The sequence below is a fragment of the Nocardioides sp. YIM 152588 genome (assembly GCF_040191335.1).
GTDB lineage: Bacteria > Actinomycetota > Actinomycetes > Propionibacteriales > Nocardioidaceae > Nocardioides.
This window is the reverse complement of the sequence record NZ_JBEGDJ010000004.1, coordinates 118,391-143,109: the sequence shown is the minus strand read 5'-3', so window position 1 is coordinate 143,109 and position 24,719 is coordinate 118,391. Positions and strand designations below refer to the sequence as shown.

20 protein-coding genes are annotated in these 24,719 nt (G+C 71.5%); 5 read left to right on the top strand and 15 right to left on the bottom strand.

From position 1 onward, the window contains the following. Window positions 1–349: 349 nt before the first annotated feature. Complete coding sequence (locus tag ABLM29_RS04205; protein WP_349712591.1) at window positions 350–727, top strand: LysM peptidoglycan-binding domain-containing protein; 378 nt, start codon at window positions 350–352, stop codon at window positions 725–727. Between the two features lie 150 nt (window positions 728–877). On the opposite strand, the gene ABLM29_RS04200 is transcribed toward ABLM29_RS04205, so the two are convergent. The 6 genes from ABLM29_RS04200 to ABLM29_RS04175 all read right to left on the bottom strand — a co-directional run bounded on the left by ABLM29_RS04200 (window position 878) and on the right by ABLM29_RS04175 (window position 5,370). Next, a complete protein-coding gene (locus ABLM29_RS04200) occupies window positions 878–1,693 on the bottom strand; it encodes a PKD domain-containing protein (protein ID WP_349712590.1) in 816 nt (271 codons plus the stop codon). After that, window positions 1,690–2,256: a DUF6318 family protein gene (locus tag ABLM29_RS04195; protein WP_349712589.1), complete on the bottom strand. Its 567-nt coding sequence runs from the start codon at window positions 2,254–2,256 to the stop codon at window positions 1,690–1,692. The genes ABLM29_RS04200 and ABLM29_RS04195 overlap by 4 nt, the downstream gene beginning before the upstream one ends. A gap of 157 nt (window positions 2,257–2,413) precedes the next feature. Beyond that, entirely contained in the window at window positions 2,414–3,088 is a 675-nt protein-coding gene (locus ABLM29_RS04190; RefSeq protein WP_349712588.1) for a collagen-like triple helix repeat-containing protein, read from the bottom strand. A gap of 90 nt (window positions 3,089–3,178) precedes the next feature. Next, complete coding sequence (locus tag ABLM29_RS04185) at window positions 3,179–3,976, bottom strand: collagen-like triple helix repeat-containing protein (protein ID WP_349712587.1); 798 nt, start codon at window positions 3,974–3,976, stop codon at window positions 3,179–3,181. Between the two features lie 306 nt (window positions 3,977–4,282). Next, window positions 4,283–4,924 carry a hypothetical protein gene (locus tag ABLM29_RS04180; protein ID WP_349712586.1) on the bottom strand — a complete coding sequence of 214 codons (642 nt, stop codon included), beginning with the start codon at window positions 4,922–4,924 and terminating at the stop codon, window positions 4,283–4,285. Window positions 4,925–5,082: 158 nt separating this feature from the next. Next, a complete protein-coding gene (locus ABLM29_RS04175) occupies window positions 5,083–5,370 on the bottom strand; it encodes a hypothetical protein (RefSeq protein WP_349712585.1) in 288 nt (95 codons plus the stop codon). Window positions 5,371–5,805: 435 nt separating this feature from the next. Here ABLM29_RS04175 and nrdR point away from each other — a divergent pair, with 435 nt between their 5' ends. Together nrdR and ABLM29_RS04165 are read left to right on the top strand one after the other, a co-directional pair. Then, complete coding sequence (nrdR, locus tag ABLM29_RS04170) at window positions 5,806–6,276, top strand: transcriptional regulator NrdR (RefSeq protein WP_349712584.1); 471 nt, start codon at window positions 5,806–5,808, stop codon at window positions 6,274–6,276. 162 nt (window positions 6,277–6,438) lie between these two features. Further along, complete coding sequence (locus ABLM29_RS04165; protein ID WP_349712583.1) at window positions 6,439–9,324, top strand: vitamin B12-dependent ribonucleotide reductase; 2,886 nt, start codon at window positions 6,439–6,441, stop codon at window positions 9,322–9,324. Between the two features lie 264 nt (window positions 9,325–9,588). On the opposite strand, the gene ABLM29_RS04160 is transcribed toward ABLM29_RS04165, so the two are convergent. The 5 genes from ABLM29_RS04160 to ABLM29_RS04140 form a co-directional block, all read right to left on the bottom strand. Further along, window positions 9,589–11,019, bottom strand: a complete 1,431-nt coding sequence (locus tag ABLM29_RS04160) for a sugar porter family MFS transporter (protein WP_349712582.1) — start codon at window positions 11,017–11,019, stop codon at window positions 9,589–9,591. 102 nt (window positions 11,020–11,121) lie between these two features. Beyond that, window positions 11,122–11,736: a calcium-binding protein gene (locus tag ABLM29_RS04155; protein WP_349712581.1), complete on the bottom strand. Its 615-nt coding sequence runs from the start codon at window positions 11,734–11,736 to the stop codon at window positions 11,122–11,124. A 15-nt stretch (window positions 11,737–11,751) separates the two neighbouring features. After that, a complete protein-coding gene (locus ABLM29_RS04150) occupies window positions 11,752–12,810 on the bottom strand; it encodes a hypothetical protein (protein ID WP_349712580.1) in 1,059 nt (352 codons plus the stop codon). A gap of 94 nt (window positions 12,811–12,904) precedes the next feature. After that, entirely contained in the window at window positions 12,905–13,951 is a 1,047-nt protein-coding gene (locus ABLM29_RS04145) for a hypothetical protein (protein ID WP_349712579.1), read from the bottom strand. Window positions 13,952–14,241: 290 nt separating this feature from the next. Beyond that, window positions 14,242–14,952, bottom strand: coding sequence for a hypothetical protein (locus tag ABLM29_RS04140; protein WP_349712578.1), 711 nt, complete (start codon window positions 14,950–14,952; stop codon window positions 14,242–14,244). A 471-nt stretch (window positions 14,953–15,423) separates the two neighbouring features. On the opposite strand from ABLM29_RS04140, the gene ABLM29_RS04135 reads away from it, so the two are divergent. Then, complete coding sequence (locus tag ABLM29_RS04135; protein WP_349712576.1) at window positions 15,424–16,317, top strand: resuscitation-promoting factor; 894 nt, start codon at window positions 15,424–15,426, stop codon at window positions 16,315–16,317. 13 nt (window positions 16,318–16,330) lie between these two features. Here ABLM29_RS04135 and ABLM29_RS04130 read toward each other — a convergent pair whose 3' ends face one another. Beyond that, window positions 16,331–17,596 (bottom strand): cation:proton antiporter, encoded by a 1,266-nt coding sequence (locus ABLM29_RS04130; RefSeq protein WP_349712575.1) that lies wholly within the window; start codon window positions 17,594–17,596, stop codon window positions 16,331–16,333. A 227-nt stretch (window positions 17,597–17,823) separates the two neighbouring features. Between ABLM29_RS04130 and ABLM29_RS04125 the strand changes: the two genes are divergently transcribed. Then, the gene (locus ABLM29_RS04125; protein WP_349712573.1) at window positions 17,824–19,224 is read left to right on the top strand and encodes a methyl-accepting chemotaxis protein; all 1,401 of its coding nucleotides are present in this window, start codon (window positions 17,824–17,826) and stop codon (window positions 19,222–19,224) included. Between the two features lie 49 nt (window positions 19,225–19,273). On the opposite strand, the gene ABLM29_RS04120 is transcribed toward ABLM29_RS04125, so the two are convergent. The 3 genes from ABLM29_RS04120 to ABLM29_RS04110 are packed head-to-tail and all read right to left on the bottom strand — an operon-like array spanning window position 19,274 to window position 24,696. Then, window positions 19,274–22,366, bottom strand: a complete 3,093-nt coding sequence (locus ABLM29_RS04120; RefSeq protein ID WP_502889162.1) for a DEAD/DEAH box helicase — start codon at window positions 22,364–22,366, stop codon at window positions 19,274–19,276. A gap of 42 nt (window positions 22,367–22,408) precedes the next feature. Further along, a complete protein-coding gene (locus tag ABLM29_RS04115) occupies window positions 22,409–22,804 on the bottom strand; it encodes a DUF2237 family protein (protein WP_349712572.1) in 396 nt (131 codons plus the stop codon). Then, on the bottom strand, window positions 22,801–24,696 hold the full coding sequence (locus ABLM29_RS04110) for a hypothetical protein (protein WP_349712570.1): 1,896 nt from the start codon (window positions 24,694–24,696) through the stop codon (window positions 22,801–22,803). The genes ABLM29_RS04115 and ABLM29_RS04110 overlap by 4 nt, the downstream gene beginning before the upstream one ends. Window positions 24,697–24,719 lie beyond the last annotated feature (23 nt).

Genomic DNA, 24,719 nt, shown 5'->3' with positions numbered 1-24,719 from the left:
GTCCTGCTCCGTGTCGTGCCATGTCGTGCGAAGTCGTGCCAAGTCGTGCCAAGTCGTGCTGGTTCCCTGACGGTAGCGCGAGCGGCGCCGTCGATCAAACACGTGTTCGAAGTCGCGTGTCGCGTTTCGGGGGTCCCTGGCGTACTCGAACAATCGAACACGCATTCGAACAGGTCCTTGACCTGTTCGAACACCTGCTCTAACCTCGTACACGTGTTCGATCGAACAGATGATCGACGGACCGCCGGCAGAGACGCAACGGATCTGTCGGAGGGTCCGAGCAGAGTCTGATTCGCACCCGACAGCCCCGAGGCTCCGAACGACGGAGCCACTTCCCCCGGAGGTCACGATGAGCACCACCGTCAGCAGCATCAGCACCGCCCGTCCCGCCCGCACGGTCGCCCGCTCCCGCGGCAAGGCTGACCGATCCGGCGTGCGCCTGACCCGGCGCGGCCGCGTCGTGGTGTTCGTGCTCGGACTGCTGGTGGCCTTCGGCCTCGGCATCCTGCTGGCCTCCGGCTCGCTGGCGTCCGAGGAGAAGGGCGCCGCGCCGGTCGAGGTGGTGACGGTGGTTCCGGGCGACACCCTGTGGGACATCGCGAGCGACGCCGCCGCGGAGACCGGTACGTCCGACGTGCGGGCGATGATCCGCCGGATCCAGGAGCTCAACTCGCTGGACACCAGCTCGGTCTACGCCGGCCAGGACCTCCGGGTTCCGACCGCCTGACCCGCGCGCCGCACGGCGCGCCCACCGACACGTCCGTCGCCTCGACCCCGGCGGACGGGGCCCCTCAGGCCCAGGGGAAGACGAGGGGCGGGATCTCTGCAGAGATCCCGCCCCTCGCGCCATTTCCGTATGGCGGCCCCGCCGGCGCTGTCAGTCGCCGTAGCCGACGAGGGTGGGGTGGGCTTCGACGGCGGTGAGTGTGGTGGGGGCACCGGAGATGGTGACGGTGCCGTCGACGGGTTGCCAGGGGCCGCCGTTGACGCGGTAGTCGGCGGTGTAGGTGGCGTCGAGGCGGGGGTGGTACCGGCCGGTGTGCCGGTAGTTGTGGGTCAGGGCGAGCGCGGGGTAGGGGGCGCCGGCGGTGGTGGTGTCGCGGGTGGTGCCGTCACCGAAGTCCCAGTGGTACGTGGCGATGGTGATGTGCAGGTCCACGCGTTGGCCGAGGATGACGACGGTGCGCTCCAGGGGTGCGGCGGGGGAGTAGAAGTTGGTCTCGAAGTTGACCAGGGTCCGGCCGTCGGGTGGTTCGATCGCGAGCTCGGCGGCGTGGAGCGGGATGCGGCGGAAGGCTTCGAGGACCATGCCGAGGGTGATGGTGGCTGGCTCGGCGGCCTCGTCCTCGCCGGGGCAGTAGGTCCCCTCGGACAGGATGTTCCCCGTCTCGGGATCGGTGTACCAGAACGCGACCTCGTTCTGTCCATCCGGGCATACGGCGGGTTCGTAGCAGAGCGCCGCGCTCTCGAGGGCGCACGCGTTGTACTCGTGGTAGATCGGCGCTGTCGCGCCGGTTGTATTGTCGGATTCCGGCGGTGCGGAATCGTCCGGTATCTCTTCACTGGCGCCGATGGTGATTCCACTGTTGTCGGTCCCACCGTCGACGTCGGCGGTCGCGGGCGCGGTGGCAATGACGAGCGAGAGACTTCCCGTGGCGGCGACCAAGCCCAATCGCGCCAGTGTCCTACTCATCGATTGCTCCAGGAATGGACACGCCAGGACGTGCCCGTATGTTCCAGGATCTGGGTGACGGCCATGTCGGCCTTGTCGTACCGACCGTTCCGACCTGGTGCGCCGGCGACCCGTGTCGCGGTGGCGTGGATCTCGCTCGCTACCACCCACCTGCCGCTCCCGCTCGGGCTTGGTGTGGCTGAGGCCGTCAGAACGGTGTGCTTGCCGCCGTTGATGTGTCCGCCGCTTCCGTAGATGCGGTCGATCCACTGGACCGCGCCAGTGCAGAGCGAACACGCCTCCGCGTGCAGATCCTCCAGGCGAGTCGTGTCGCCGCTCGCTTGTGCGTAGCTGACGACCTCCCAGTAGTACTCGACGAACGCCTCGGCCCCGGCCTTCCCGTTCCGCGTCGCGGCGGCGGGCAGCGTGGGCTCGACGGGGCCGGGGTCGGGGGTCGCCGTGCTGGGTGGCGGCGCCGCGCTCGCGGACGGTGGTGTGGGCGCGGGGTCGGCCTCGGCGGCGCAGGCGCCGACCAGGAGTGTCGCGGCGGCGACGAGTGCCGCGGTCGTGGGTCGTCTGGGCACAGGTCCTCCTGGGGACTAGCCAGGTCGGAGGGAGCGTGCGGGAAGTATGGCGTGACCCCGGGCGCCGGCGCGGGCCAATGGAAGGACCTGTGGAAATCGCCGCGGCCCCGGCAGGCACGAGGCCTGCCGGGGCCGCGATGCGGTCCGTGGGAACGGGTCAGGACGACTGGCGGTAGGTCTCGACGACCGGGATCTCCGCGCCGGGGACGCACAGCGCCCAGACCTTGACCTTCTCCGGCGACTTGTCGCTGCTGCCGGAGGTCTGCGCGTTGCCACCGAACTGGACGATCCACCCGTCGAGGCGGTCGGCCTTCGGCGTGTTGGTGCTCCAGTCCATGCGGCCCGGGAAGGACGAGGAGACGGGGGTGTTGCGGCTGTTCGCGCCGGCCTCGATCCCGGTCACCTGGACGCCGCCGGAGATCGCGACGTCGGTCTGCTCCTGGCAGGCGACGGTGGCGATGGCGCCGGCGTTGGTGTTGCCCACGTCGTAGTACGCCACCGAGTAATAGGCGTCGACGAGGTTGTCGTCGCCCTTGGGGCCGCGGGGGCCGGTCTCGCCCTGCGGGCCGGTCTCGCCGGCGTCGCCCTTCTCGCCCTTCTCGCCGGGGGCGCCGGGGGCGGCCTCGGCCTGGAGCGACGTCAGGGTGCTCTTGGCGAGGTCCTGCGGCTTGATGGTGGAGTCCTTGATGTCGATCGAGCGGATCGAGCCGTTGGCGATGTCGCGCGAGCCGATCTGGTTGGCGGCGACGGCGCCGCCGACGCCGCTGAGCGTGGCGAGCAGGACGGCGCTGCCGGTGACGGTCAGGACGGCGGTGCGGTTGAGCTTCTTCATGACTGGTTCCCCCCAGTGGTGATCTGACGTGGCCGCGGGCACGGCTGCCCGCGGTGTGGTGTCGGTGTGCGGTGCCGGTGTGCGGAGCGGTCAGCCGACGCGGAGCGCGGTGACGTAGGAGGCGACGCTGACCTTGCCGGACTCGCTGGCGCCCTGGTCGTCCTGGTAGCCGAAGGCGAGGACCTGGACGGTCGTCGGCTCGGTGACCTCGACGACGCGGGTGGTGGAGCAGGTCGCCTCGCGGTTGGCGAGCGTGGACACGGTCCCCGTGAAGCAGGTGCCGAAGTCCTGGCCCCAGCTGGAGCCGTCGTCGACGCGGAGGGCGAGCTGCATCCGCACCTTGCCGGCGGTGGACTGGTTGGTGATGAAGAACCCGTCGGCGGTCAGCGCGTAGGTGCCGGCGTCGAGGCCGACGGTGTCGACCAGCGTGGCGTTGACCGACTCGGTGAACTTGCCGAACGAGCCGCCGACCTTGGTCACGGTCGTCAGCCCGGAGGCCTCGTATGCCGCCAGGCCGCCCTTGACGTCGCTGGCCGGGTCGCCCTGGGCGCCCTGCGGGCCGGCCGGCCCGGTCGCGCCGTCGTCGCCCTTGGGGCCGCGGGGGCCGGTCTCGCCCTGCGGGCCGATCTCGCCGTCGTCGCCCTTCTCGCCCTTCTCGCCGGGGGCGCCGGGGGCGGCCTCGGCCTGGAGGGACGTCAGGGTGCTCTTGGCGAGGTCCTGCGGCTTGATGGTGGAGTCCTTGATGTCGATCGAGCGGATCGAGCCGTTGGCGATGTCGCGCGAGCCGATCTGGTTGGCGGCGACGGCGCCGCCGACGCCGCTGAGCGTGGCGAGCAGGACGGCGCTGCCGGTGACGGTCAGGACGGCGGTGCGGTTGAGCTTCTTCATGACTGGTTCCCCCCAGTGTCGGTGTGTCTGGTCCCGCGGGCACGGCTGTCCGCGGTCCCGGCCGGCGTCGGAAACCCTCCCCCGGACGCCGGGCGGCCGGTGCCCCCGAGCACCCCGACCTTCCTGTCTAGACCAACGCCCGTCCCCGGGCGGGGTCACGCGATCGCGACCGGGACTTAGTCCCGATTCCTGGGGGTCGGTGGCGCGCTCCGGCCGTCAGAAGGCCGCAGCCCCGCCGGGGAGGTGCCCGGCGGGGCTGCGGTACGACGTACCGGTGGCGCGCCCGGTCGGGCGGCGCCGAGCCGATCAGCTCGTCGGCTCGTCCTCCACGGCGTCGATGCAGACGACGTAGGTGCGGACGTTGTTCACGGGCTTGTCGAGGTGGTTGGTGAACCCGACGATCCAGCCCTTGGCGTACCCGGCCGTGCCCGGGGCGTCCGCGGTGTTCTTGTTCAGCGTGGCGACGACGCCGCCCTTGTACTGACCGGTCGAGTAGCCGCCGCCGACCGCCAGCTTGTCGCCGGGGCAGGTCGCGACGACCTCGACGTAGCCCGGCAGGTAGGTCGGGTCGGTCGGGTCGGCCTGGGTGAACGGCTTGTTGGCGGCGGGGACGGTGGTGGCCGCCGACCAGTGCGCGATGCCGGCCGATGCGGGGTCGCCGGGGTCGCCCTTCTCGCCCTGGGGTCCCTGCGGTCCCGCCGGGCCCGGGGCGCCGTCCTCGCCGTCCTTGATGTCGAGCGCGTCGCGCAGCGACTGGATGGCCTTCTCGCTGAGGTTCGCGAAGGGGTTGGTGATGTCGTAGGTGAGGCCGACGGCCTCGAGGGTGTCGGAGGCCACCGGCGCCTCGACCTGGCCGGCCAGGACGGCGCCGCCGGCGCCTCCGACCATGGTGAGCGCGATCCCGGCGCCGACGAGCGACAGGCCGGTGGCGAGCGTGGTCTTCTTCATGGGAGTCCCCCCTAGAGGTGATGGGTGCTGCGGCGGGCACGGCTACCCGCCGCGACCCTCAACCGCGCCGGACCCGGCCGGGTCACGAACGTCACCTCAGGGAAAAGAACCCGAAAGAAAGGGGCCCGGGCGGGGCCTGAGGCGCTACCGGGTGCCGGTCAGCGCGAGGCGCGGCGCCCGCCCTTGGGGGCGTCGGGATCCCGCTTCGGGCGTGGCTCGGGCGAGTGCGTGATCCCGAGCTCGCGGGAGAGGCGGACGATCAGCATGAAGCCGAGGAAGAGGCAGGCCATCGCGCCGACGGAGGCCAGGACGAGGAAGGCCCAGGCCGCGCCGTCGCCCTCCTGGCGCGCGGTGGCGCCGAAGTCGATCGCGGCGTAGACGAGGTAGCCCCAGGCGACGACGCTGAGGGTGATGCCGGCCGCGAGGGCGAGGTGGACAGGGCGCACGCCTCGCTTCTGCCGCGCCCCCGCCCGCTTTCCTCCCACGTCCGCCATTGTTCCCGATGGCTGTTCGCCGGCCATCGCCGACCCGCGGCCCACGGTCGGCCGACCGGTCCGCGCGACTCGGGACCTTGGCCCCGGGGATCCGGGTCGCGGCGCGGATTGTTTCAGGACGTCGGCGGCTCGGCCGCCTTCCGCGTGTCGCGCCCGGAATGCGTTGTGACCTGCGCAAACGTGGCCCCCGGACGCCGTACCGAATCCTGGCGATGCCGAAACCTTGCACGCCTAGTGCCACCGGCGTACGGTTGCCACTACATCTAGTAGTTACACCGCTGTAGTTCTCCACATCTAGTTCACAGACCGGGCGTGGAGGGTGCACAGGTCGCCACGAGATGTCCACAAGAAGGCCGTCGATATCCACAGGCAAGGGGAGGAGGAACCATGCACTGTCCGTACTGCAAGCACTGCGACACCAAGGTCCTCGACTCCCGCGTGGCCGAGGACGGCGGCTCGATCCGTCGCCGGCGGATGTGCCAGGACTGCGAGAAGCGGTTCACCACGGTCGAGGCGATGCAGCTGACCGTGCTCAAGCGCTCCGGGGCCTCCGAGCCGTTCAACCGCGACAAGGCCGTCTCCGGCGTCCGCAAGGCCTGCAAGGGCCGCCCGGTCTCCGAGGACGCTCTGGCCCGGCTCGGCCAGGAGGTCGAGCACCACCTGCGCCTCGCCGGCAGCCCCGAGATCGCCGCCCACGAGGTGGGCCTCGCGATCCTCGCGCCGCTGCGCGCCCTCGACGAGGTCGCCTACCTGCGCTTCGCCAGCGTCTACCGGGGCTTCGACTCCGCCGACGACTTCGAGTCGGAGATCGCCCTGCTGCGCGCCGAGCGCGCCCTTCAACCAGCCCCTCCGGGCTGACCACAGACTGCCCGGCAGGTAGTGGGGAAGCTGCCTGCCGGGTAACCAATCTCGCGCTCCGACGTCTCTGTCGGAGCCCACCGCAACACTGATTCACGGGGACGCATGCGGCACCGACAGTCCAAGCGCCAGTCGCACACAACCAGGGGAGAGCGAAGGAACATGACCGAGACGGTGAACAGCGCCGCGGAGACCGGCGCGACCAAGGGCCTGAAGATCGAGCGGGTCTTCAGCACCGAGGGCGTGCACCCGTACGACGAGATCACCTGGGAGCGGCGCGACGTCGTCCAGACCAACTGGAAGACCGGCGAGACCGTCTTCGAGCAGCTCGGCGTGGAGTTCCCCGACTTCTGGTCGGTCAACGCCTCGACGATCGTCACCACCAAGTACTTCCGTGGCGCCGTCGGCACCCCCGCCCGCGAGCGCAGCCTGCGCGACCTGGTCGACCGGGTCGTCAAGACCTACACCAAGGCGGGCCTCGAGCACGGTTACTTCGAGACCGAGGCCGACGCTGAGGTCTTCGAGCACGAGCTCACCTGGCTGCTGGTCCACCAGTACTTCTCGTTCAACTCCCCGGTCTGGTTCAACGTCGGCACCCAGTCGCCGCAGCAGGTCAGCGCCTGCTTCATCCTCTCGGTCGACGACTCGATGGACTCGATCCTGAACTGGTACAAGGAGGAGGGCTTCATCTTCAAGGGCGGCTCCGGCGCCGGCCTGAACCTCTCCCGCATCCGCTCCTCCAAGGAGCTGCTGACCTCCGGCGGTACGGCGTCCGGCCCGGTCTCCTTCATGCGCGGTGCCGACGCCTCGGCCGGCACCATCAAGTCCGGCGGCGCCACGCGGCGCGCGGCGAAGATGGTCGTGCTCGACGTCGACCACCCCGACATCGAGGAGTTCGTGGCGACCAAGGCGCGCGAGGAGGACAAGATCCGCGCCCTGCGCGACGCCGGCTTCGACATGGACCTGGGCGGCGCCGACATCACCTCGGTCCAGTACCAGAACGCCAACAACTCCGTCCGCGTCAGCGACGAGTTCATGCGCGCCGTCGAGGAGGGCACCGACTTCGGTCTCCGCTCGCGCACCACCGGCGAGATCATCGAGCGCGTCGACGCCCGCGACCTGTTCAAGAAGATCAGCCAGGCCGCGTGGGAGTGCGCCGACCCGGGCCTGCAGTACGACGACACGATCAACGCCTGGCACACCAACCCCGAGACCGGCCGGATCACCGCATCCAACCCGTGCTCGGAGTACATGTCGCTCGACAACTCCTCGTGCAACCTGGCGTCGCTGAACCTGCTCAAGTTCCTGAAGGACGACGACACCTTCGACGCCCCGCTGTTCGCGAAGGCCGTCGAGCTGATCATCACCGCGATGGACATCTCGATCTGCTTCGCGGACTTCCCGACCGAGCCGATCGGCGAGACCACCCGCAACTACCGCCAGCTCGGCATCGGCTACGCCAACCTCGGCGCCCTGCTGATGGCGATGGGCCTCGGCTACGACTCCGAGGGCGGTCGCACGATGGCGGCCACCATCACCTCGCTGATGACCGGCACGTCGTACCGCCGCTCCTCCGAGCTCGCCTCGATCGTCGGCCCCTACAACGGCTACGCCCGCAACGCCGAGGCCCACCAGCGCGTGATGCGCAAGCACCAGGCGGCCAACGACGCGGTGCGCCCGCTGCACGTCGCCGACGCGCAGGTGCACAAGCTGGCCACCGAGGAGTGGGGCAAGGTCGTCGAGCTCGGCAAGAGCAACGGCTTCCGCAACGCCCAGGCGTCGGTGCTCGCGCCGACCGGCACCATCGGCTTCATGATGGACTGCGACACCACCGGCATCGAGCCCGACTTCTCGCTGGTGAAGTTCAAGAAGCTCGTCGGCGGCGGCTCGCTGCAGATCGTCAACCAGACCATCCCGCGGGCGCTGGCCAAGCTCGGCTACCAGACCGAGCAGGTCGAGGCGATCGTCGACTACATCGCCGAGCACGGCCACGTGGTGGACGCGCCCGGCCTCAAGACCGAGCACTACGAGGTCTTCGACACCGCGATGGGCGAGCGGTCGCTCAAGCCCATGGGCCACGTGAAGATGATGGCCGCCTGCCAGCCGTTCCTCTCCGGTGCCATCTCCAAGACGGTGAACCTGCCGGAGTCGGCGACGGTGGAGGAGATCGAGCACGTCTACCTGGAGTCGTGGAAGCTCGGCCTCAAGGCCACCGCGATCTACCGCGACAACTGCAAGGTCGGCCAGCCGCTGGCCGACGGAGGCGGCAAGGCCAAGAAGGACGCCGCCGACAAGGCCGCGGCCGGCGAGGCCGTCGTCGAGAAGGTCGTGGAGAAGGTCGTCTACGCCCCGACCCGCAAGCGCCTGCCGAAGTCGCGCCAGGCCCGGACCACCTCGTTCACCGTCGCCGGTGCCGAGGGCTACATGATCTCCGGCGCCCACGACGACAGCAGCCTCGGCGAGATCTTCCTCAAGCTCGGCAAGCAGGGCTCGACCCTGGCCGGCGTGATGGACGCCTTCTCGATCGCGGTCAGCATCGGCCTGCAGTACGGCGTCCCGCTGGAGACCTACGTCGCCAAGTTCACCAACCTGCGGTTCGAGCCGGCCGGCCTGACCGACGACCCGGACGTCCGCATGGCGCAGTCGATCATGGACTACGTCTTCCGCCGCCTGGCGCTGGACTACCTGCCCTTCGACGAGCGTGCCGCCCTCGGCATCTACTCGGCCGAGGAGCGCCAGCGCCACCTCGAGACCGGCTCCTACGAGCCTGTCGAGGAGACCGGCTCCGCCGCCGAGCTCGTCGAGGCCACCCCGAAGGCGCCCAAGGCCACGGTCGCCCCGGTGACGGTCGAGATCGTCTCCGACGACGACGACGAGGACCCCCTCGCCGACGCCCCGCAGGTCGCCCGTACCACCGCCGAGCTCCTGGAGAAGATCAGCGGCCACGCCGTCGACTCCCCGCTCTGCATGACCTGCGGCACCAAGATGCGCCCCGCCGGCTCCTGCTACGTCTGCGAGGGCTGCGGCAGCACCAGCGGCTGCAGCTGATCCGAGCACCTGGAAGGCCCGGTCCCGCTTCGGCGGGACCGGGCCTTCCGCTTTCCGGTGCCGGCCCGCTCGACCGCTCGACCGCTGGCCCGCTCGACCGCTCGACCGCTCGACCGCTCGACGGGGCCGGCGTCGATCGTGGCGGCGGTCGGCTGGCGGGAGTTGACGCCGGACCGGGACCGGGTCGTGTGCCTGACCCATCGGAATAGCGGGGTGCTGGGCACACGACCCACCCCTCAGCGGGCTGCCGGGGCCCCGAACGACTCAGTCGCGATTGCGGATCGCCCGCGCCAGCTCCTCGGGGTCCTCCCACATCCGCTGCACCTCTTCCAGGGTCCGCCCCTTCGTCTCCGGGATGAAGCGGGCGTTGAACCACAGCGTGACGCCGCAGAAGCCGGCGAACATGAGGAACGCGGTCGAGGTGCTGGTGAACTCCACGACGCTCAGGAAGAACTGCGTGACCAGCCAGGCCGCCATCCAGTTGAGGGCGGTCGCGGTCGCGACGCCCTTGCCGCGCACCTGGGCCGGGAAGACCTCGTTGATCACCGTCCACACGATCGGGCCGAGCGAGAAGGCGAAGCTGGCGATGAAGACGACCATGCCCACCAGCGCGAGGTGGCCGGCGTTGCCCGGCTGACCGGTGGCGGCGTCGGAGGCGGTGACCTTGTCGAGGCGGAAGAAGGCGCCGGCGACCAGCAGCAGGCTCAGCAGCATGCCCCAGGAGCCGATCGTGAGCAGCGGCTTGCGGCCGAATCGGTCGACCCAGAAGACCGCGACGAGGGTGGCGACCACGTTAACGCCGCCGACCGCCCACAGCGTGGCCAGGCTCTGCTGGGTGGGGGAGTCGAAGCCGGCGGCGGCGAAGATGACGTTGGCGTAGTAGATGATCGCGTTGATGCCGCTGAGCTGCTGGAGCACGGCCAGGCCGGCGGCCACGACGAGCGGCTTGCGCCACCGCGCCGAGAAGACCTCGCCCCAGTCGGCCTGCTCGTCGGCCGCGAGCGCCTCGGAGATCTCGCGGACGCGGGTCCCGGCATCGACCTCGGGCTCCGCCCGGCGCAGGACGTCCTCGGCCTCGGCGATCCGGCCGACCTTCACGTACCAGGTCGCCGAGTCGCGAAGGGGCACGATCGCCAGCACCAGCAGCACCGCGGGCAGGGCGGCGATGGCCAGCATCACCCGCCACGTCGAGCTCTCGATGAGCAGGTAGTTGGCCCAGTAGGCGAGGAAGATGCCGACCGTCACGGCCATCTGGTAGAGCGAGACCATCCGGCCGCGGTCCCGGGCGGCGGCGTTCTCGGACCCGTACAGCGGACCGGCGACCGACGCGATGCCGACGCCGGCGCCGAGCACCAGGCGGCCGATGGTCAGTACGACGGTCCCGGGCGCGAGCGCCTCCAGCAGGGTGCCGATCACGAAGATCGCCGCGGCGAGCATCAGGGCCCACCGGCGGCCGAGCCGATCGGCGATGACGCCGGCGACCAGGGCGCCGATCATCGCGCCGAGGGTGACCCAGCTGGTGATGATCTCGATGACCAGCGTGCTCGGGTCGAAGTCCTCCTTGATCCCGCCCAGCGCCCCGGAGATCACGCCCTGGTCGTAGCCGAACAGCAGGCCGCACAGCAGGAGGACCAGCCCTACGGCGTACACGTAGCGGCTGGTCCGTGCCGGCCGGTCCATCTCCGTTGACGTCACCTGCGCCTCCTGCCCTCAGCCAGGATCGTGGCACAGGCGCCCGGTGCGCGGAACCCGTGAACACGCCCGAGCGCTCCGGGAGTCCCGGGTGGGCGGCCGGCGCTACGGGCCGGCCGAGAACCTCTCGCAGCCGAAGAACCGGTCGCGGGGGTCGCGGGCGGCGCCCCGGTAGACGCGGTCGCGGCCGGGCCCGCACCAGATGACGTCGCGCTTGCCGTCCACGCCCACGAACACGGTGTCGGAGCCGGCGCCCAGCCGCAGGGTGTCGGCGCCGTTCCCGAGGTAGACGACGTCACCGCCGGGCCCGCCGAGGACGACGTCGCGGCCCGCCCGGTCCTCGTAGGTGTTGGTGCCCGGCCCGCCGACCAGCGTGTCGTCGCCGGGACCGCCGACGAGGACGTCGAACCCCGGTCCGCCGGAGACCAGGTCGTCGCCGGCGCCGCCGAACCCGATGTCCCCGCGGGGGCCCTCGAGCAGCGGGTTCGGGCCGAGGAACAGGGTGTCGTCGCCGGGCCCGCCTCGCACCCGGTCGGCGCCCCGGAGGGAGTCGACCACGTCGTCGCCGGCGAGCGCGCGGATCCGGTCGCCGGCACTCGTGCCGCGGATCAGGTCGTCCCCCGGCGTACCGTCGAGGGTGGCCAGGGCGGCGGTCGCGGCGGGCGCGCCGAGCAGCAGCCCGGCCATGCCGGCGACGACCGCGGGACGGATCGAGAACATGGCTCCTCCTTCATCTCATCGGTCGACCAGCACCACGGGTGGTGGCGCGTAGTAGAGCGAGGGCTCGGACGGCAGCGGCACCCGCCAGATCCTGCTCGCCCGCTCGCAGGCCCCCGCGAGGTCGCAGCGCAGGATCGCCGCGCGACCGGCGTCGCTCTGCGCCAGGGTCAGGAAGTGGGCGTCGTCCTCCCAGACCGCGTGCCAGTCGAGGCGGCCGGCGACCCGGGCCTGTCGCTTCGCGGTCCGGCCGTCGGCCACCCACCACCGGTCGGTGCCGGCGGCGTCGAAGTAGGCCCGGGTCGTCAGGACGTGCTCGCCGTCGGCGGACCACCGGTGCGGTGCTACCCGGCAGCTGCGCCACAGGGTCCGCCTCGGGTGGGAGAGGACCGCCACCCGGTTGCAGAACTCGCCGCGCGCGGGGGCCGAGAAGACGACCGTGTCCTGGCGGGTGTCGGCGCCCAGCGCGGCCTGCCCGTGGATCCGGCGGAGCGTGCCCCGCTCGTAGTTCCACCACTGGGTGGCCGGGTCGTGCCAGTGGGCCCGCCGGCCGAGCAGGACCCGGGAGTGGGTCACCGCCGCCAGGGTGGCGAGCCGCAGCTCGGTCCGCGCGACGACCCGACCGGACCGTGGCCGGGTGACGGTGATGACGGAGCGCTGCTCGAGCGGGCGGCGCCAGGTCTGGACCGCCAACCGCCGCCCGCCCGGCGAGACCTGCGCCTCGATCCAGCCCCGCGACCGCGCCACCCGGCGCCGGTTCCCGTCGGGGTCGACGAAGGTGAGGACGGTGCGGCGCTCGGGGCCGACGTTGTAGTCCCGGACCAGGTAGCCGCCGGCGACCACCCACAGGGCGTGGTGGCGGCCGCGCGTGGTGGCCTTGATGCGGAGGTCGCCGTCCCGGATGGTGTCGCGCACGAGGTGGGGCACGTCCGGGTCGGCGCCTCGGCTCAGCGCGGCCGGGTCGATGTGCGCGACGTCGCGCTGCGCCGTCGCCTGGGGGAGCACGGCGGCGAGCGCGGTCGCGATGCCGAGCACCGCGGTCGCCGCACGGATCCCGCTACGACCCGGGTACCTCATACGACGACCACTACGCCGTCTCGGCGCCGCCCGACAGGGGCGTCCGACCGTGCTGTCGGGACCAAGGGCACGGCCCCGGCGACTCGGCCCCGGCTCAGCTCCGTTCCGCGCGGCTGACCCAGCCCCGCTCCGCCGCGACCACCCCGAGCTGGAGGCGCGTCTCCACGCCGGCGACCTCCATCAGGCCCCGCAACCGACGCTGGACGGTCCGGACGGAGACCCTCAGGTCCTTCGCCACCTGCTGGTCGGTGAGCCCGGCGAGCTGGAGCGTCAGGACCTGCAGGTCCTCGGCGGCGGGGAGCGCGTCGACGTCGCGGTCGCCCGCGGCGGTCGGTGCGACGGGGAAGGCGGCGTTCCAGACGAACTGCCACAGCGCGACCAGGGCCTCGAGCAGCCCGCTCTTGCGGACCAGGAGGGCGCCCTCGACGGGCGAGTCGCCGAGCGCGAGCGGGACCAGGGCGACCTCCCGGTCGATGACGAACAACTTCATCGGCACCGACGGCGCGAGCCGGATCTCCTCGCCGAAGGCCTGGACACGGCGGATCTCGTCGTACAGGTGGGGCTCCTCGGCGAGCATCGAGCGCTCCAGCACGGCCCGGTACTGCACGCCGCGGGCCACCGCACGGTCCTCCGCGGTGTTCTCCAGGCTGCCGACGACCGCGACCGGCGCCTTCACCAGTGAGAGGACCTCGTGCCGTGCCGTCGACTGGATCTGCTCCAGGCGCGCGGCGAGCGCCTGGTGCCCGAGTACGACGTCGATGATCTCCACCGGGCTCTGCCCGTGCCGGACAGCGTTGAACCCGTCCTCGAGCCGCGCCACGGCCGCCTCCGCCTCCTTGAGCGCGACCTGCCGCTGCGCGAGGAGGCTCCCCAGCGCCACCGAGGGCCGGGCCGCCACGAACGAGTCGGCGTCGTCCACGCGCCGTGCCGCCAGGCCCTGTCCCTCGAGCTGCGTGAGCACCGTCGTGGCGGCGGCGGTGGTGGTGCCGAGGGCGTGGGCGAGCGTCGCGGGGTCCATCTCCGCGGCCGCCGTCAGCGCCCGGTAGGCGTCGCTCTCGTCGGCCGTCAGGCCGAGGATGTCCAGGTCCACCGTGTTCCTCCCGGTGTCGGGTACGTCGATGAGCTGGCACGAACATGCCATGTCACCTAAGTGCCTCTCCAGCCCCTTGAGTCCCTCATGTTTGTGCGACAACCTTGCTCGCGGTCGGTGTCCTCAGCAATCCCCGATGCAGTCCCAGCATCCCGTAGCTGACCCGGGCGCCGACCGTCCCGAGCCCACATCCGGGACCCGATCCGGACCGTGGGCACCCCGAGCGCGGAGGCTCGGGCCCGCCCCCCAGCGGCCCGGGCCTCCGTGTCGTCATGAGGTCGACGGTACGCCGATCGGGCCGGTCGGCCGCCGGACCTTCGAGGCCGAGCCTCGTCGAGGGCTCAGGGCGACCGCTGTCGGCGTCCTCGGCAGCCGTCGTGGTCCTGGATGCGGTCGCCGCACGCGACGTACTGCCAGGCGGTCACCAGGTAGTACTTCCGCAGGCCGGCCTCGTAGTCGAACCTGACGGACTCCAGCGACGCGCCACCGTCGACCTTCATCGAGACCAGGAGCTCAGTGAACGGCCCGGCGGCCCGTCCCTCCGCCATCTGGTCATGGAGTGCGTCGAGCTCCTCGCAGGTGTCGGTGATCGTCAGGGGGAGCTCGGCCCTGGTGAAGGTGCCGGGGTACGGGCCGTCGGCGTAGGGCTCGTCGAACCGCGGCGGGGAGCCGAGCGGGTTGGTGAGGACGCCGCTGTTGATGGCCCGCTTCGGGTTCTGCGCCGGAACGTCGAACGTGCGCACCCACAGCTCGGTCCTCCTGGCCGGGACCGAGTAGTCGTAGGTGACGTCGGTGATCTCGATCGACCCGCCCTTCTCCACGCAGGGGATGATCGAGCCGAAGGTCGCGCGGTAGCGCGCCCGCTCCGGTCCGTAGATGGAGATGCCGCCGGCGCCGGTGTGCGTGTCCAGCGGGCCGTTCGGGGACCGTCGGAGCAGCGTGTACCCGCTGCCGAGCACGCCGATCGCGACCGCCAGCGCGAGGCCGACCAGCAGCGCCCGGCGGCGTGGCTTGCGACCGGCTCCCTCCGTGCCGTCGATGGACGTCTCCACGTGCCTCACCCCCATGAGGGCCCGGCAGCCGGTCGGCCGGGCTCGTGAGGGTGGAACGGTAGCCGTGACCGCGGGCGTCAGCGCCCCGGTTGCGACCCTTCCTCCGGGACAAAACTGTGGCCTTTCTCACAGGATCCGGCCTCCGTGGCCTGGGATTTCGCAGCCGAACGCCGCGATTTCCCCGATTTTGACCGTACGGCTGATTTCGAAGTGGTAACGGGCTCGCTTATGGTCGAGGCCGCGTACGTGATCCACCGGGCATAGCCGGTGGCTCGTCCCGCCGCCGGCTCGCGGTGGCCCCCACGGTGGTGGCCCCGATGGCGGTGGTCCCACCGACGGGGCCGGTTGGGCGAGGAGCGTGACGCGAGCCGCGAGGCGAGGTGCCGGGTGCGCACCCCACCGGCCTCGGGCGTCCCGAGTCACCCCCGGCGGTGAGTGCTGCCCGGACATCCTTCGAGTGAGGGGAGACGCATGCCCATGCGTACCATCACCCGCGCCGTGCGAGGCGGCGCCAGTGCAATCGTGGCGGGCGCGCTCGTCGTGGGCGTCGGCGTCAGCGCCGCGCAGGCCGACACCGGGACCTCCCCGGCCGCCGCCGAGTCGACCACCGAGCCGACCGCCGACCCGACGACCGACCCGACGACCGACCCGACCGACCCGGCCGCCGAGCCCGTCGTCCCGGCGACCACCCGGGTCCGGCTCAAGGTCGGCAACAGGGACGTACGCCGGGTGCGGACCGAGGCCTCGCGGCCGAAGGGCCTGCTCACCCGGGAGGGCGTCAAGGTCGACCGCGACGACGAGGTCCTCGTCGTCCGCAACGGCAAGAAGGTGACCGACCACGACCGCCGCGTGCTCCGCGACGGCGACAAGGTCCGGGTGGTCCGCGTCGGGCACCGGATCCGGATCCACCGGGTCAAGGTCGACCGCGCCACCCACCAGCGCGCCGTCACGTCCCTCGCGCCCGGCAAGCGCAAGCTCGCCCAGCGCGGCCGCGACGGCGTCCGGAAGGTCCGGGTGCGCATCGACCTGCGCAACGGCAACCGGGTGGACCGCACGGTCCGCAAGAGCTGGATCCGCAAGCCGAAGCCGCGCGTGGTCCTGGTCGGCAAGGCGCAGACCGGCGTCCCGGGCACCGCGGGCCTCAACTGGGCCGCCCTGGCCCGCTGCGAGTCCGGCGGCAACCCGCGCGCGGTGAACCCGGCGGGCTACTACGGCCTCTACCAGTTCAACGTCGCGACCTGGCGCAGCGTCGGCGGCGCCGGCATGCCGCACCTGGCCTCGCCGGCCGAGCAGACCTTCCGCGCCAAGAAGCTGTACGCCTCCCGCGGCCGCTCCCCGTGGCCGTACTGCGGTCGCTTCCTCTGAGCGAGCCGCGCCGCTAGGACGAGTCGTCCAGGGCGCCCCCGGCCAGCAACGGGCCGGGGGTGTCCTGGACGCCGTCGTCTCCGGGGTCCGGGCCGCCGCCCGACCCGTCGCCCGATCCGTTGCCAGGGCCACGCTCGGCGAACCACCGGGCGATCACCACGTCGGTCGAGGAGTGCGCGACGATCGAGACCGCAATCGTCGCCGCCACGAGCTCGAAGATCTCCTCCGCGTGCGGCGAGGTCGAGGTGAGCACCAGCAGGCCGTAGGTGACCGACGCGAACCCCTTCGGGCCGAACCAGGCCGCCGCGATGAACTCGCGGGTGCTGAGCTTGCCCGGGAGCGCCAGTCCGAGCGAGACCGGCCGCACCACGAGCAGCAGCACGACCACCAGCGCCCAGCCGGCCGCGCCGATCCCGGTGAACAACGACACCGACAGCAGCGCACCGAAGACGAGGATCGCGGCCAGCTTGACGAGCTCGGCGACCAGCTCGCCGAACTGCTCGAAGGAGCGCTGCACCCCGGGTGCCACGGCGGCCACGGTGGCGCCGGCGGTGAACGCGGCCAGGAACGCGTTGGCGTGCGTGACCTCGCACGCGGCGTACAGCACCAGCCCGATCGCGAAGACGTTGAGCGGCTCGTAGCGACCGTGCGCGCTGAACCAGCGTGAGGCCTCCAGCTTCAGCAGCAGCCACGGGATCACGAACCCGAACAGCACGCCCAGGGCGATCTCACCGAGGATCACGGCCAGGTGCGGGCTGTCGTGCTCGGCGAGGGCGATCAGCACGATCACGACCGGCAGCGCCAGGCCGTCGTTGAGCCCCGACTCGACGTTGAGCAGCGTCCGCAGCCGGGCGGGGATCTCCTTGCGTCCCACGATCGCCTCGGCGAACACGGGGTCGGTCGGCGCCAGGACCGCGGAGAGCAGCATCGCCTCCACCCAGCCCAGCCCGACCAGCCAGTGCGCGGCGAGGGCGCCGAGTGCGAAGGTCAGCGGCAGGCCGATGGTCAGCGCCCGCCCGGGGAGGTGCCACACGTTCGCCAGCCGCGACCGCGTCGCGTGCATGCCGTCGGTGAACAGCACCGCGAACAGGGCCACCTCGGCCAGGTCGATCACCAGCGGGTCGGTGGGGCTGATGTCCACCCAGCCGAACCCGCCCTCGCCGACCAGGAAGCCGGCGGCCAGGAACACCACGGCCGTCGAGAGGATCGACCGGTGCGCCTTGCCGGAGAAGAGCACGGCGATCATCAGGGTCACCGCGAAGACGACGAACAGCTCCACCGGTCAGCTCCCCTCGGGTGGTCGGCGCCGCGGCGCGGTCGCGGGCGGCGTACTCCATGCCTACGGTGCCCCGGCGGCGCGGCACAACCGCCCGGCGACACGCGCGAGACCCCCGACCGCGCGTCCGGCGGGCTCAGGTCGCGCGGGCACGGACCGATGAGAGGGGTGTCACCCCCACGCTGCACGCTCGGACGCGGCTGGCCGATGCCTCCCGAGGAGCCACCACGATGACCCTGACGATCGATCCCCCGACCGCGGACGCCGATCGCGCGACGGCGGGGTACGCCGCCCCGGCAGCGTCCCGCGAGGCGTGGTCCTGGGTCCCGCGGGGCGTCACCCTGAGCGAGGAGAGCTTCCTCGCCCGGCACCGGATGATCTCCCTGGTGGCGTGGCTGCACATCCCGCTGGTGGCCTTCCTGGCGTTCGTGTGGAACCCGCTGAGCCTGGTCACCGACGAGCACCTGCACCACGCCGGCGGCGGCTGGACGATCGGCGCCGGGCTGGCGCTGATGGCCGCGCTGCTGCGGGTCGGCCAGCGCGCGAGCAGCCAGTCGCTGCGGGCCGCGGCCGTCTCCAGCGCCCTGGTCCTCTCCTCGGTGCTGCTGGTGCACGTCTCCGGCGGCATGACCGACATGCACCTGCACTTCTTCGTCACCGTCGCGCTGGTCGCGCTCTACCAGATGTGGACGCCGTTCGTGCTCGCGATCGCGATCGTCGCGGTCCACCACGTCGGCATGGGGCTGGCGGCCGCCGACATGGTCTTCTCCGACCCGCGCGCCCGGGCACACCCGGTGATGTTCGCGCTGCTGCACGCCGTCCTCCTGCTGGGGGAGTGCGCCGCCCTGGCCGCCTCCTGGCGGGCGACCGAGCAGGCCGACGACGCCCGCCGCGCCGAGCAGCTGCGCGCCGAGGAGACCGCCGCCTCCCAGATGGCGACCCAGCGGGAGCTCGCGGCGGAGCAGGCCCGGGCCTCCGAGGCCGCGCAGGAGGAGCTCGCCGCGCGTCGTGAGCGCGCCGAGGTGCTGGCCCAGCGGATCGTCGTGCTCAACGCCGCGGGCGAGTCGCTGCGCGCCGGCGTCGCGGAGTCGGAGTCGGTGATGGCCGGCCTGGTCTCGGCGGCCGCCGAGATCGAGGGTGCCGCCGGTGGCGTCGCCCAGGCGGTGGGCTCGGCGCACGCCAGCATCGCCAACTCCCGCGAGGTGGTGGCCCGGCTGGAGGAGTCGGTGGCGCAGATCGCGAACATCTCCCAGACCATCGCCGGCATCGCCGCGCAGACCAACCTGCTCGCCCTCAACGCCTCGATCGAGGCCGCCCGCGCCGGCGACGCCGGCCGCGGGTTCGCCGTGGTCGCGGGCGAGGTGAAGGACCTCGCGGCGGAGACCGCACGGGCCACCGAGGCGATCGAGTCGATGCTCGCGCAGGTGCGCGGCGGCACGCAGGACGTGCTCTCCTCCGCGGGCGAGATCGCCGAGGTCTTCGCCTCGGTGGCCGGCGCGCAGGAGGCGATCGCGCAGCTCGCCACCAACCAGCTCTCCGCCGCCGACGTGGCCCGCACCGCGATCGGTGGCGTCGCCGCGACCACGCAGGAGGTCACCGCCGAGGTCGAGGAGCTCGCCGCCGGCGCCTGAGGCTGCGGGCCGCGGGCGCTGCTGACGGCCCCATCCTGCGAGTAGCCGCCTACTGCGCCGCGACCGAGGCGGACGTATAGAAGTCCATCGGCATGGGGTGCTCGAGGCGCCAGGTGATCGCGATCGGCTTCTCGCCCTCGTGGCTGACATAGCTCGCAGGCCCTAGGAACAGGTACGGCGCGGTGCCGAAGTCGTCTTGACGTGTTTCCCGGACGAACAGCAGGACTGAGCTGGTCCCCTCGACATAGCGCCGCCCGGTGGGCGAAGCGGTCGTCGTACCCGACTGCGACTCCCAGTGGAACAGGGTCGGACTGATCGGGTAGTCGCGGTACATCGTGGTTGGAGAGAAGTCGGCTTCGGACTTCTTGAGATTGACGAAGAAGGCGTCGACGTTCAGCTCAGGGACGTACAGGACCCCCTCTCGGAACGAATTCGGTCGGCGCTGCAGCGAGGCGTAGCCCAGCGCTGCGAGGACCTCCTCGCGCTGGTATCGGGCATGCACGCGGAGTGGCACTCCAGCGAGGTCCGCGGTCAGTTCTAGCGCTTGGTGGCGCGCCGCTTCGAAGGAGATCTCGATAACGCTGCTCAACTCAGAACGCAACGCGGCCTCACGCCGAAGTTGGTCGAGCCCCGCCTCGACGCTCTCGTGCTTACCGCCGTCGGGCCAGAGAGAGAAGAACAGCATCTGTGCCGCTCGCTGTTCGCTCGGCTGCAGGTCCGCGTAGCGAGGCGCGTCATCCGAGAGAAGCTTCGCGTAGCTCTCCGCGCGCAGCCGGTCATCGACATGTGCGAAGGCTCGGATGCGCCGCAGCAGGCGCTCCTCGGCATCGCTACTCGGTGGCGTGGGCATGCCGGCCTCGCGCCGTGCTCGTGTCCACGAGTGCGACCCCTTGCGGAGGATGTCGGACAACTCGACTCCTGACTCGTCGAGAAAGGCGCCGAGTTCGACATCGCCCTGAGCTCGAAGCTCGTTGACGATGCTCTTCCACCGGGTGCCGATCTGGCTGCGGAGGTTGTCCAAGATGATCGCCTGCGACTGCCGGTCGAGCTGAATCTGGCAGCCGGAGGGCAGGAAGGGGAAGCCTCGGTGCACCTCCCGCTGCAGGCGGCCCCGCGAATACCCGGTGAGGGCCCGCAGCTTGCGGTCCCACTGGAACTGCTGGTGCTGGAAGCCGACGAAGTCCAGCACCGTCAGCACTGCCTTCTCTGAGGTGCGGCGGAGCCCGCGTCCGAGCTGTTGGAGGAAGATCGTGGCGCTCTCAGTGGGGCGCAGCAGCAGAACGGTGTCGACATCGGGGATGTCGAGCCCCTCGTTGAACACGTCGGCCGAGAAGAGGATGTTGACCTTCTTGGTCCGCAGGTCATCCAGGGCCTGCTTGCGTGCGGCCGATGGCGTCGCGCCGGAGACAGCTGCCGCGGGGATGCCGGCTGCGGTGAAGGCGCGCGCCATGTATTCGGCGTGCGCCACCCCCACGCAGAAGCCGAGCGCGCGCATGCCGCGGAGGTCGATCACCTTGTCCTGGAGCTCGCGCAGCACGATCCGGGTGCGGGCGTCGTTGCCGGTGTACAGGTTCGACAACTCACCGTCGTCGTACCGGCCCCGCGACCACGTGAGTGTGCGTAGGTCCGTGCCATCCGCGACGCCGAAATAGTGGAACGGGCAGAGCAGGTCGGCGCCGAGCGCGTCCCAGAGCCGCAGCTCGACCGCGGTGCGCCCCTCGAAATAGCTGCGGACATCGATGCCGTCGGCTCGTTCCGGGGTGGCGGTCATGCCGAGGAGTTCGGCGGGCGCGAGGTGACCAAGAATCGCGCGATAGGTAGCGGCGGCCGCGTGGTGGAACTCGTCCACGACGACGACATCGAATGCGTCCGGTGGGATGGAACCGATGCCGTAGGAGGACAGCGACTGGACACTCGCGAAGACATGCTGCCATCGCTCGGGGCGGGCCCCGTCTACATAGCGCTCACCGAAGCTGGGGTCTCCCAGGACCTCGCGGTAGGTCCTCAGCGACTGGTCGAGGATCTCCCGTCGGTGGGCGATGAAGAGAAGCCGAGGCCGATCCCCGCGCCGGGGGTCGCACAAGCGGCGATAGTCAAGGGCGGCGACGACCGTCTTTCCCGTACCGGTCGCTGCGACGACCAGGTTTCGGTGGCGGTCGTGGACGGTGCGCTCGGCATCGAGGGCGTCGAGCATCTCCTGCTGGTACGGATACGGGCGTACCTCTAGTCCGGAAAGAGAGATCGTGACGCGGTCGGGTCGCAACCTCCCGGACGCCTCTGCGAGCGCGTCGTCCAATCGGTCGCGATCCTGGTCGGGGTCGTACTGCTCGTAGGTCCGGTCGTTCCAATAGGAGTCGAACGTCGCCTGGAACTTGTCGAAGAGCGGTGGTGTGCCTACCCGCGACAGCCGCACGTTCCACTCCACGCCGTCGAGCAGCGCTGCGCGGGATAGATTCGACGAACCGACGTAGGCCGTGTCGAAGCCGCTGGCGCGGTGGAACATCCACGCCTTGGCGTGGAGACGGGTGCGGTGGGCGTCGTACTGGATCCGCACCTCGGCATCGAACTCGCGCACCAGCCGATCGAGCGCGGCGGCCTCGGTGGCGCCCATGTAGGTGGTGGTAATGACCCGGAAGCGGACGCCGCGCGGTCGCAGCCGGCGGAGTTCGTCTTCGATCAGGCGCAGGCCGTGCCACTTGACGAAGGCGCACAGCAGGTCGACTTGATCGGCAGTGTCGATTTCGGCCCTGAGTTCGGCACCCAGGCTGGGTTCGCCGGGCGAATTCGTGAGGAGGGCGGCTTCGGACAGAGGTGTCGACGGCCGGGTGTCGCCGTAGGTCATCGCGCCCGGTTCGATCGGCCGATCCACGCGCAGCAGGCGGCGGGGAGGCGCCAGTACCGACTGGCTGGGCGCGAGGGCCTCGACCAATCGATTCGCCAGTTCGACTCGATCGGCCTGGTTGCGGGTCGCGGCCAGGGCCTCCAGAGCAACGGAGTAGAGATGCCGGGCAAGGACGTGCGGCTGGTCCGCCTCATCGACGTCCGCGGCGCTGGCGAGGTCACCCAACCGGGTCACATCGTGGCGTAGCCGCTCGGTCAGCAGCGACTCGTGGAGGCCGGGACTGAGGTCATCGGTTGGCACTCCCCAAGCTTCAGGGACGGGGCCGACTGATTCGAGGAAATGTCAGAGAGCGTCGAGGCTGCCCGGGTCGTCGGGTACGTCGACGGAGTGCTCCCGCAGCGCCTCCAGCGGCACCACCTCCAGCGCCCGTTCGCTGGTCGCGGCCAGCACGACGGGGGCGGCGACGCCCGCGTCGTACGCCTGCAGCCAGCGGGCCGCGACGACGCACCACCGGTCACCGGGCACCAGGCCCGGGAACGACCACTCGGGCCGGGGCGTCACCAGGTCGTTGCCGACCGCCCGCTGGTGGGCGAGGAAGTCCTCGGTCATCACCGCGCAGACCGCGTGCAGCCCGATGTCCTGCTCACCGCAGGAGCAGCTGCCGTCGCGGTGGAAGCCGGTCATCGGATCGGTTCCGCACTGCTCCAGGTCGCCACCGAGGACGTTGCGCTCGCTCATGACTCCGATCCTGCCCCGAGCGTCGCGGCTTCGGGGGAGATCGTGTCCCGCGCCACGCCGTCGTAGTAGGCGTAGTTCAGCGCGAGGCCGGTGAACGGGACCAGCAGCCCGGCGACGACGCCGGGGATCAGGTTGACCAGGACGAACGGCGCCTGCGCCAGCACCAGCACGAAGGACCCGAGCAGCCCCCCGAGCAGCGTGGACAGCGCCGCGCCGAGGAGGAGCAGCAGCGCCACCTTCACGAACTGGCCGCGCACGAGGTGCCAGCTCCGGCGCAGCGCGGGCAGACCCGAGCGGCCCTCCAGCTGCACCACCATCACGAACAGGCTCCACGCGGCGAAGAACAGGAACGCCAGCACCGCGAGCCAGAGGGTGGCCAGCGTCAGGAGCAGCGCCGTGGCCCACAGCGCGGCGGTGCCGAGCAGGGCCCCGGCGCGGGCCGAGGCCCGGCCGTAGGAGTGCCGGACGCTGGTCGGACGGCCCGCGTCGAGGTCGGCGAAGGCGCTCGCGGTCGCCGCCTGCGCGAAGAGGATCGCGATCAGCAGGGCGAGACCGGCGGTCGCAGCGACGACCGGCCCCGGGGCGAACTGGCCGATCGCGCCGGTGACCAGGGAGACCGCCGCCACCCCCGCGCCGATCCCGGCGAAGAGGCGCCACCGCGAGCGGTAGACCCACCACGCCGCGGCCAGCGTCTGCCCCAGCGGCCGCTCGGCGGTCGCCGGCCAGGCCCGCGCCTGCTTCCAGGAGGTGCGCCGCACCAGCCACGCGGCCACGGCGAGGAGCACCCCGAGGACCACCAGCGTGGGCCCGGGGGCGGCGGTGAACCGGAGCAGCAGCACCGACCCCTGGCCGACGACCTCGCAGAAGAAGTCGGTGGTCTTGGCGCCGTAGACCTCCCCGCCCGGCACGGGGTAGCTCCGGTCGCCCCCCTCGGCCGACCACGTGAACGGCTCGGTCCACTGGTCCTTCGCGGCCGGCCCGGTGGCCCCGCTGTAGAACGACGGCGACTCCCGCTGGCCCCAGCGACCGAGGTACCCGATCCAGGGGTACTCCGCCACCGCCTCGTCGGGGTCGGACGGGATCGTCCGCACCACCGGCGTCGTGGCGGTGGTGTCGAGGGTGTTGTCGCAGCCGAAGCCCTGGGTCGCGGAGCGCAGTAGGAAGAGGTCGGAGGTGAAGTGGCTCGCGTGGGAGCCGGCGGCGACGTACACCTCGGGGTGGGTGCCGTCGACGAGGCCGAGCTTCGGGTCGTCCCACTCGGACCGCTCGGAGCCCTCGTGGGCGCTGTAGACCGCGAGCACCGGCTCGGTCTCGAGCGCCTCCGCGACCGTGCCGACGTCGAACTCGAGCTGGATCCGCTCCCAGTCGCCCTCGTGCTTGTTGTTGAAGTCGTTGAACGGGTAGAAGAACCAGTACTGCAGCGCCAGCCGCCCCGGCTCGTCCTCCTGGGTGGCGACGTGGGCGTAGACGGTGGGCGGGGTCCCCGCGAAGGTGCGGTCCGCCCACTCCTCGTAGCCGCAGCCGGGGCTGAGCGGGTCGCCCGGGAAGTCGAGCGACCACTCCCACAGGCCCGCGGAGAGCTCCTCGGCCGAGGGCCCGACGGTCACCAGGTCGTCCGTGGTCCACGGACCCCGCAGCGCGATCGAGTCGTTCTCCATCAGCGCGTCGACGTCCGAGGGCCGGTACGGCTCGCCCGGGCCGCACTCCTCGGGCTGGTCGACCAGCCGCACGACCGGCGCGTACCGCTCGGCCAGCGTGACCTCGTCGGCGTCGGCGGCCGCCGCGGGCGGCGCGGTGGCCGCCAGCCCCGCCGTGGCGGCCACGAGGAGCGCGGCCAGGGTGCCGGCGAGCGCGACCGCGCGCCGTCCGGCGTTCCTGCCGCGGGTGACCACGGCGGTCAGTCTGGCGCGCGCTC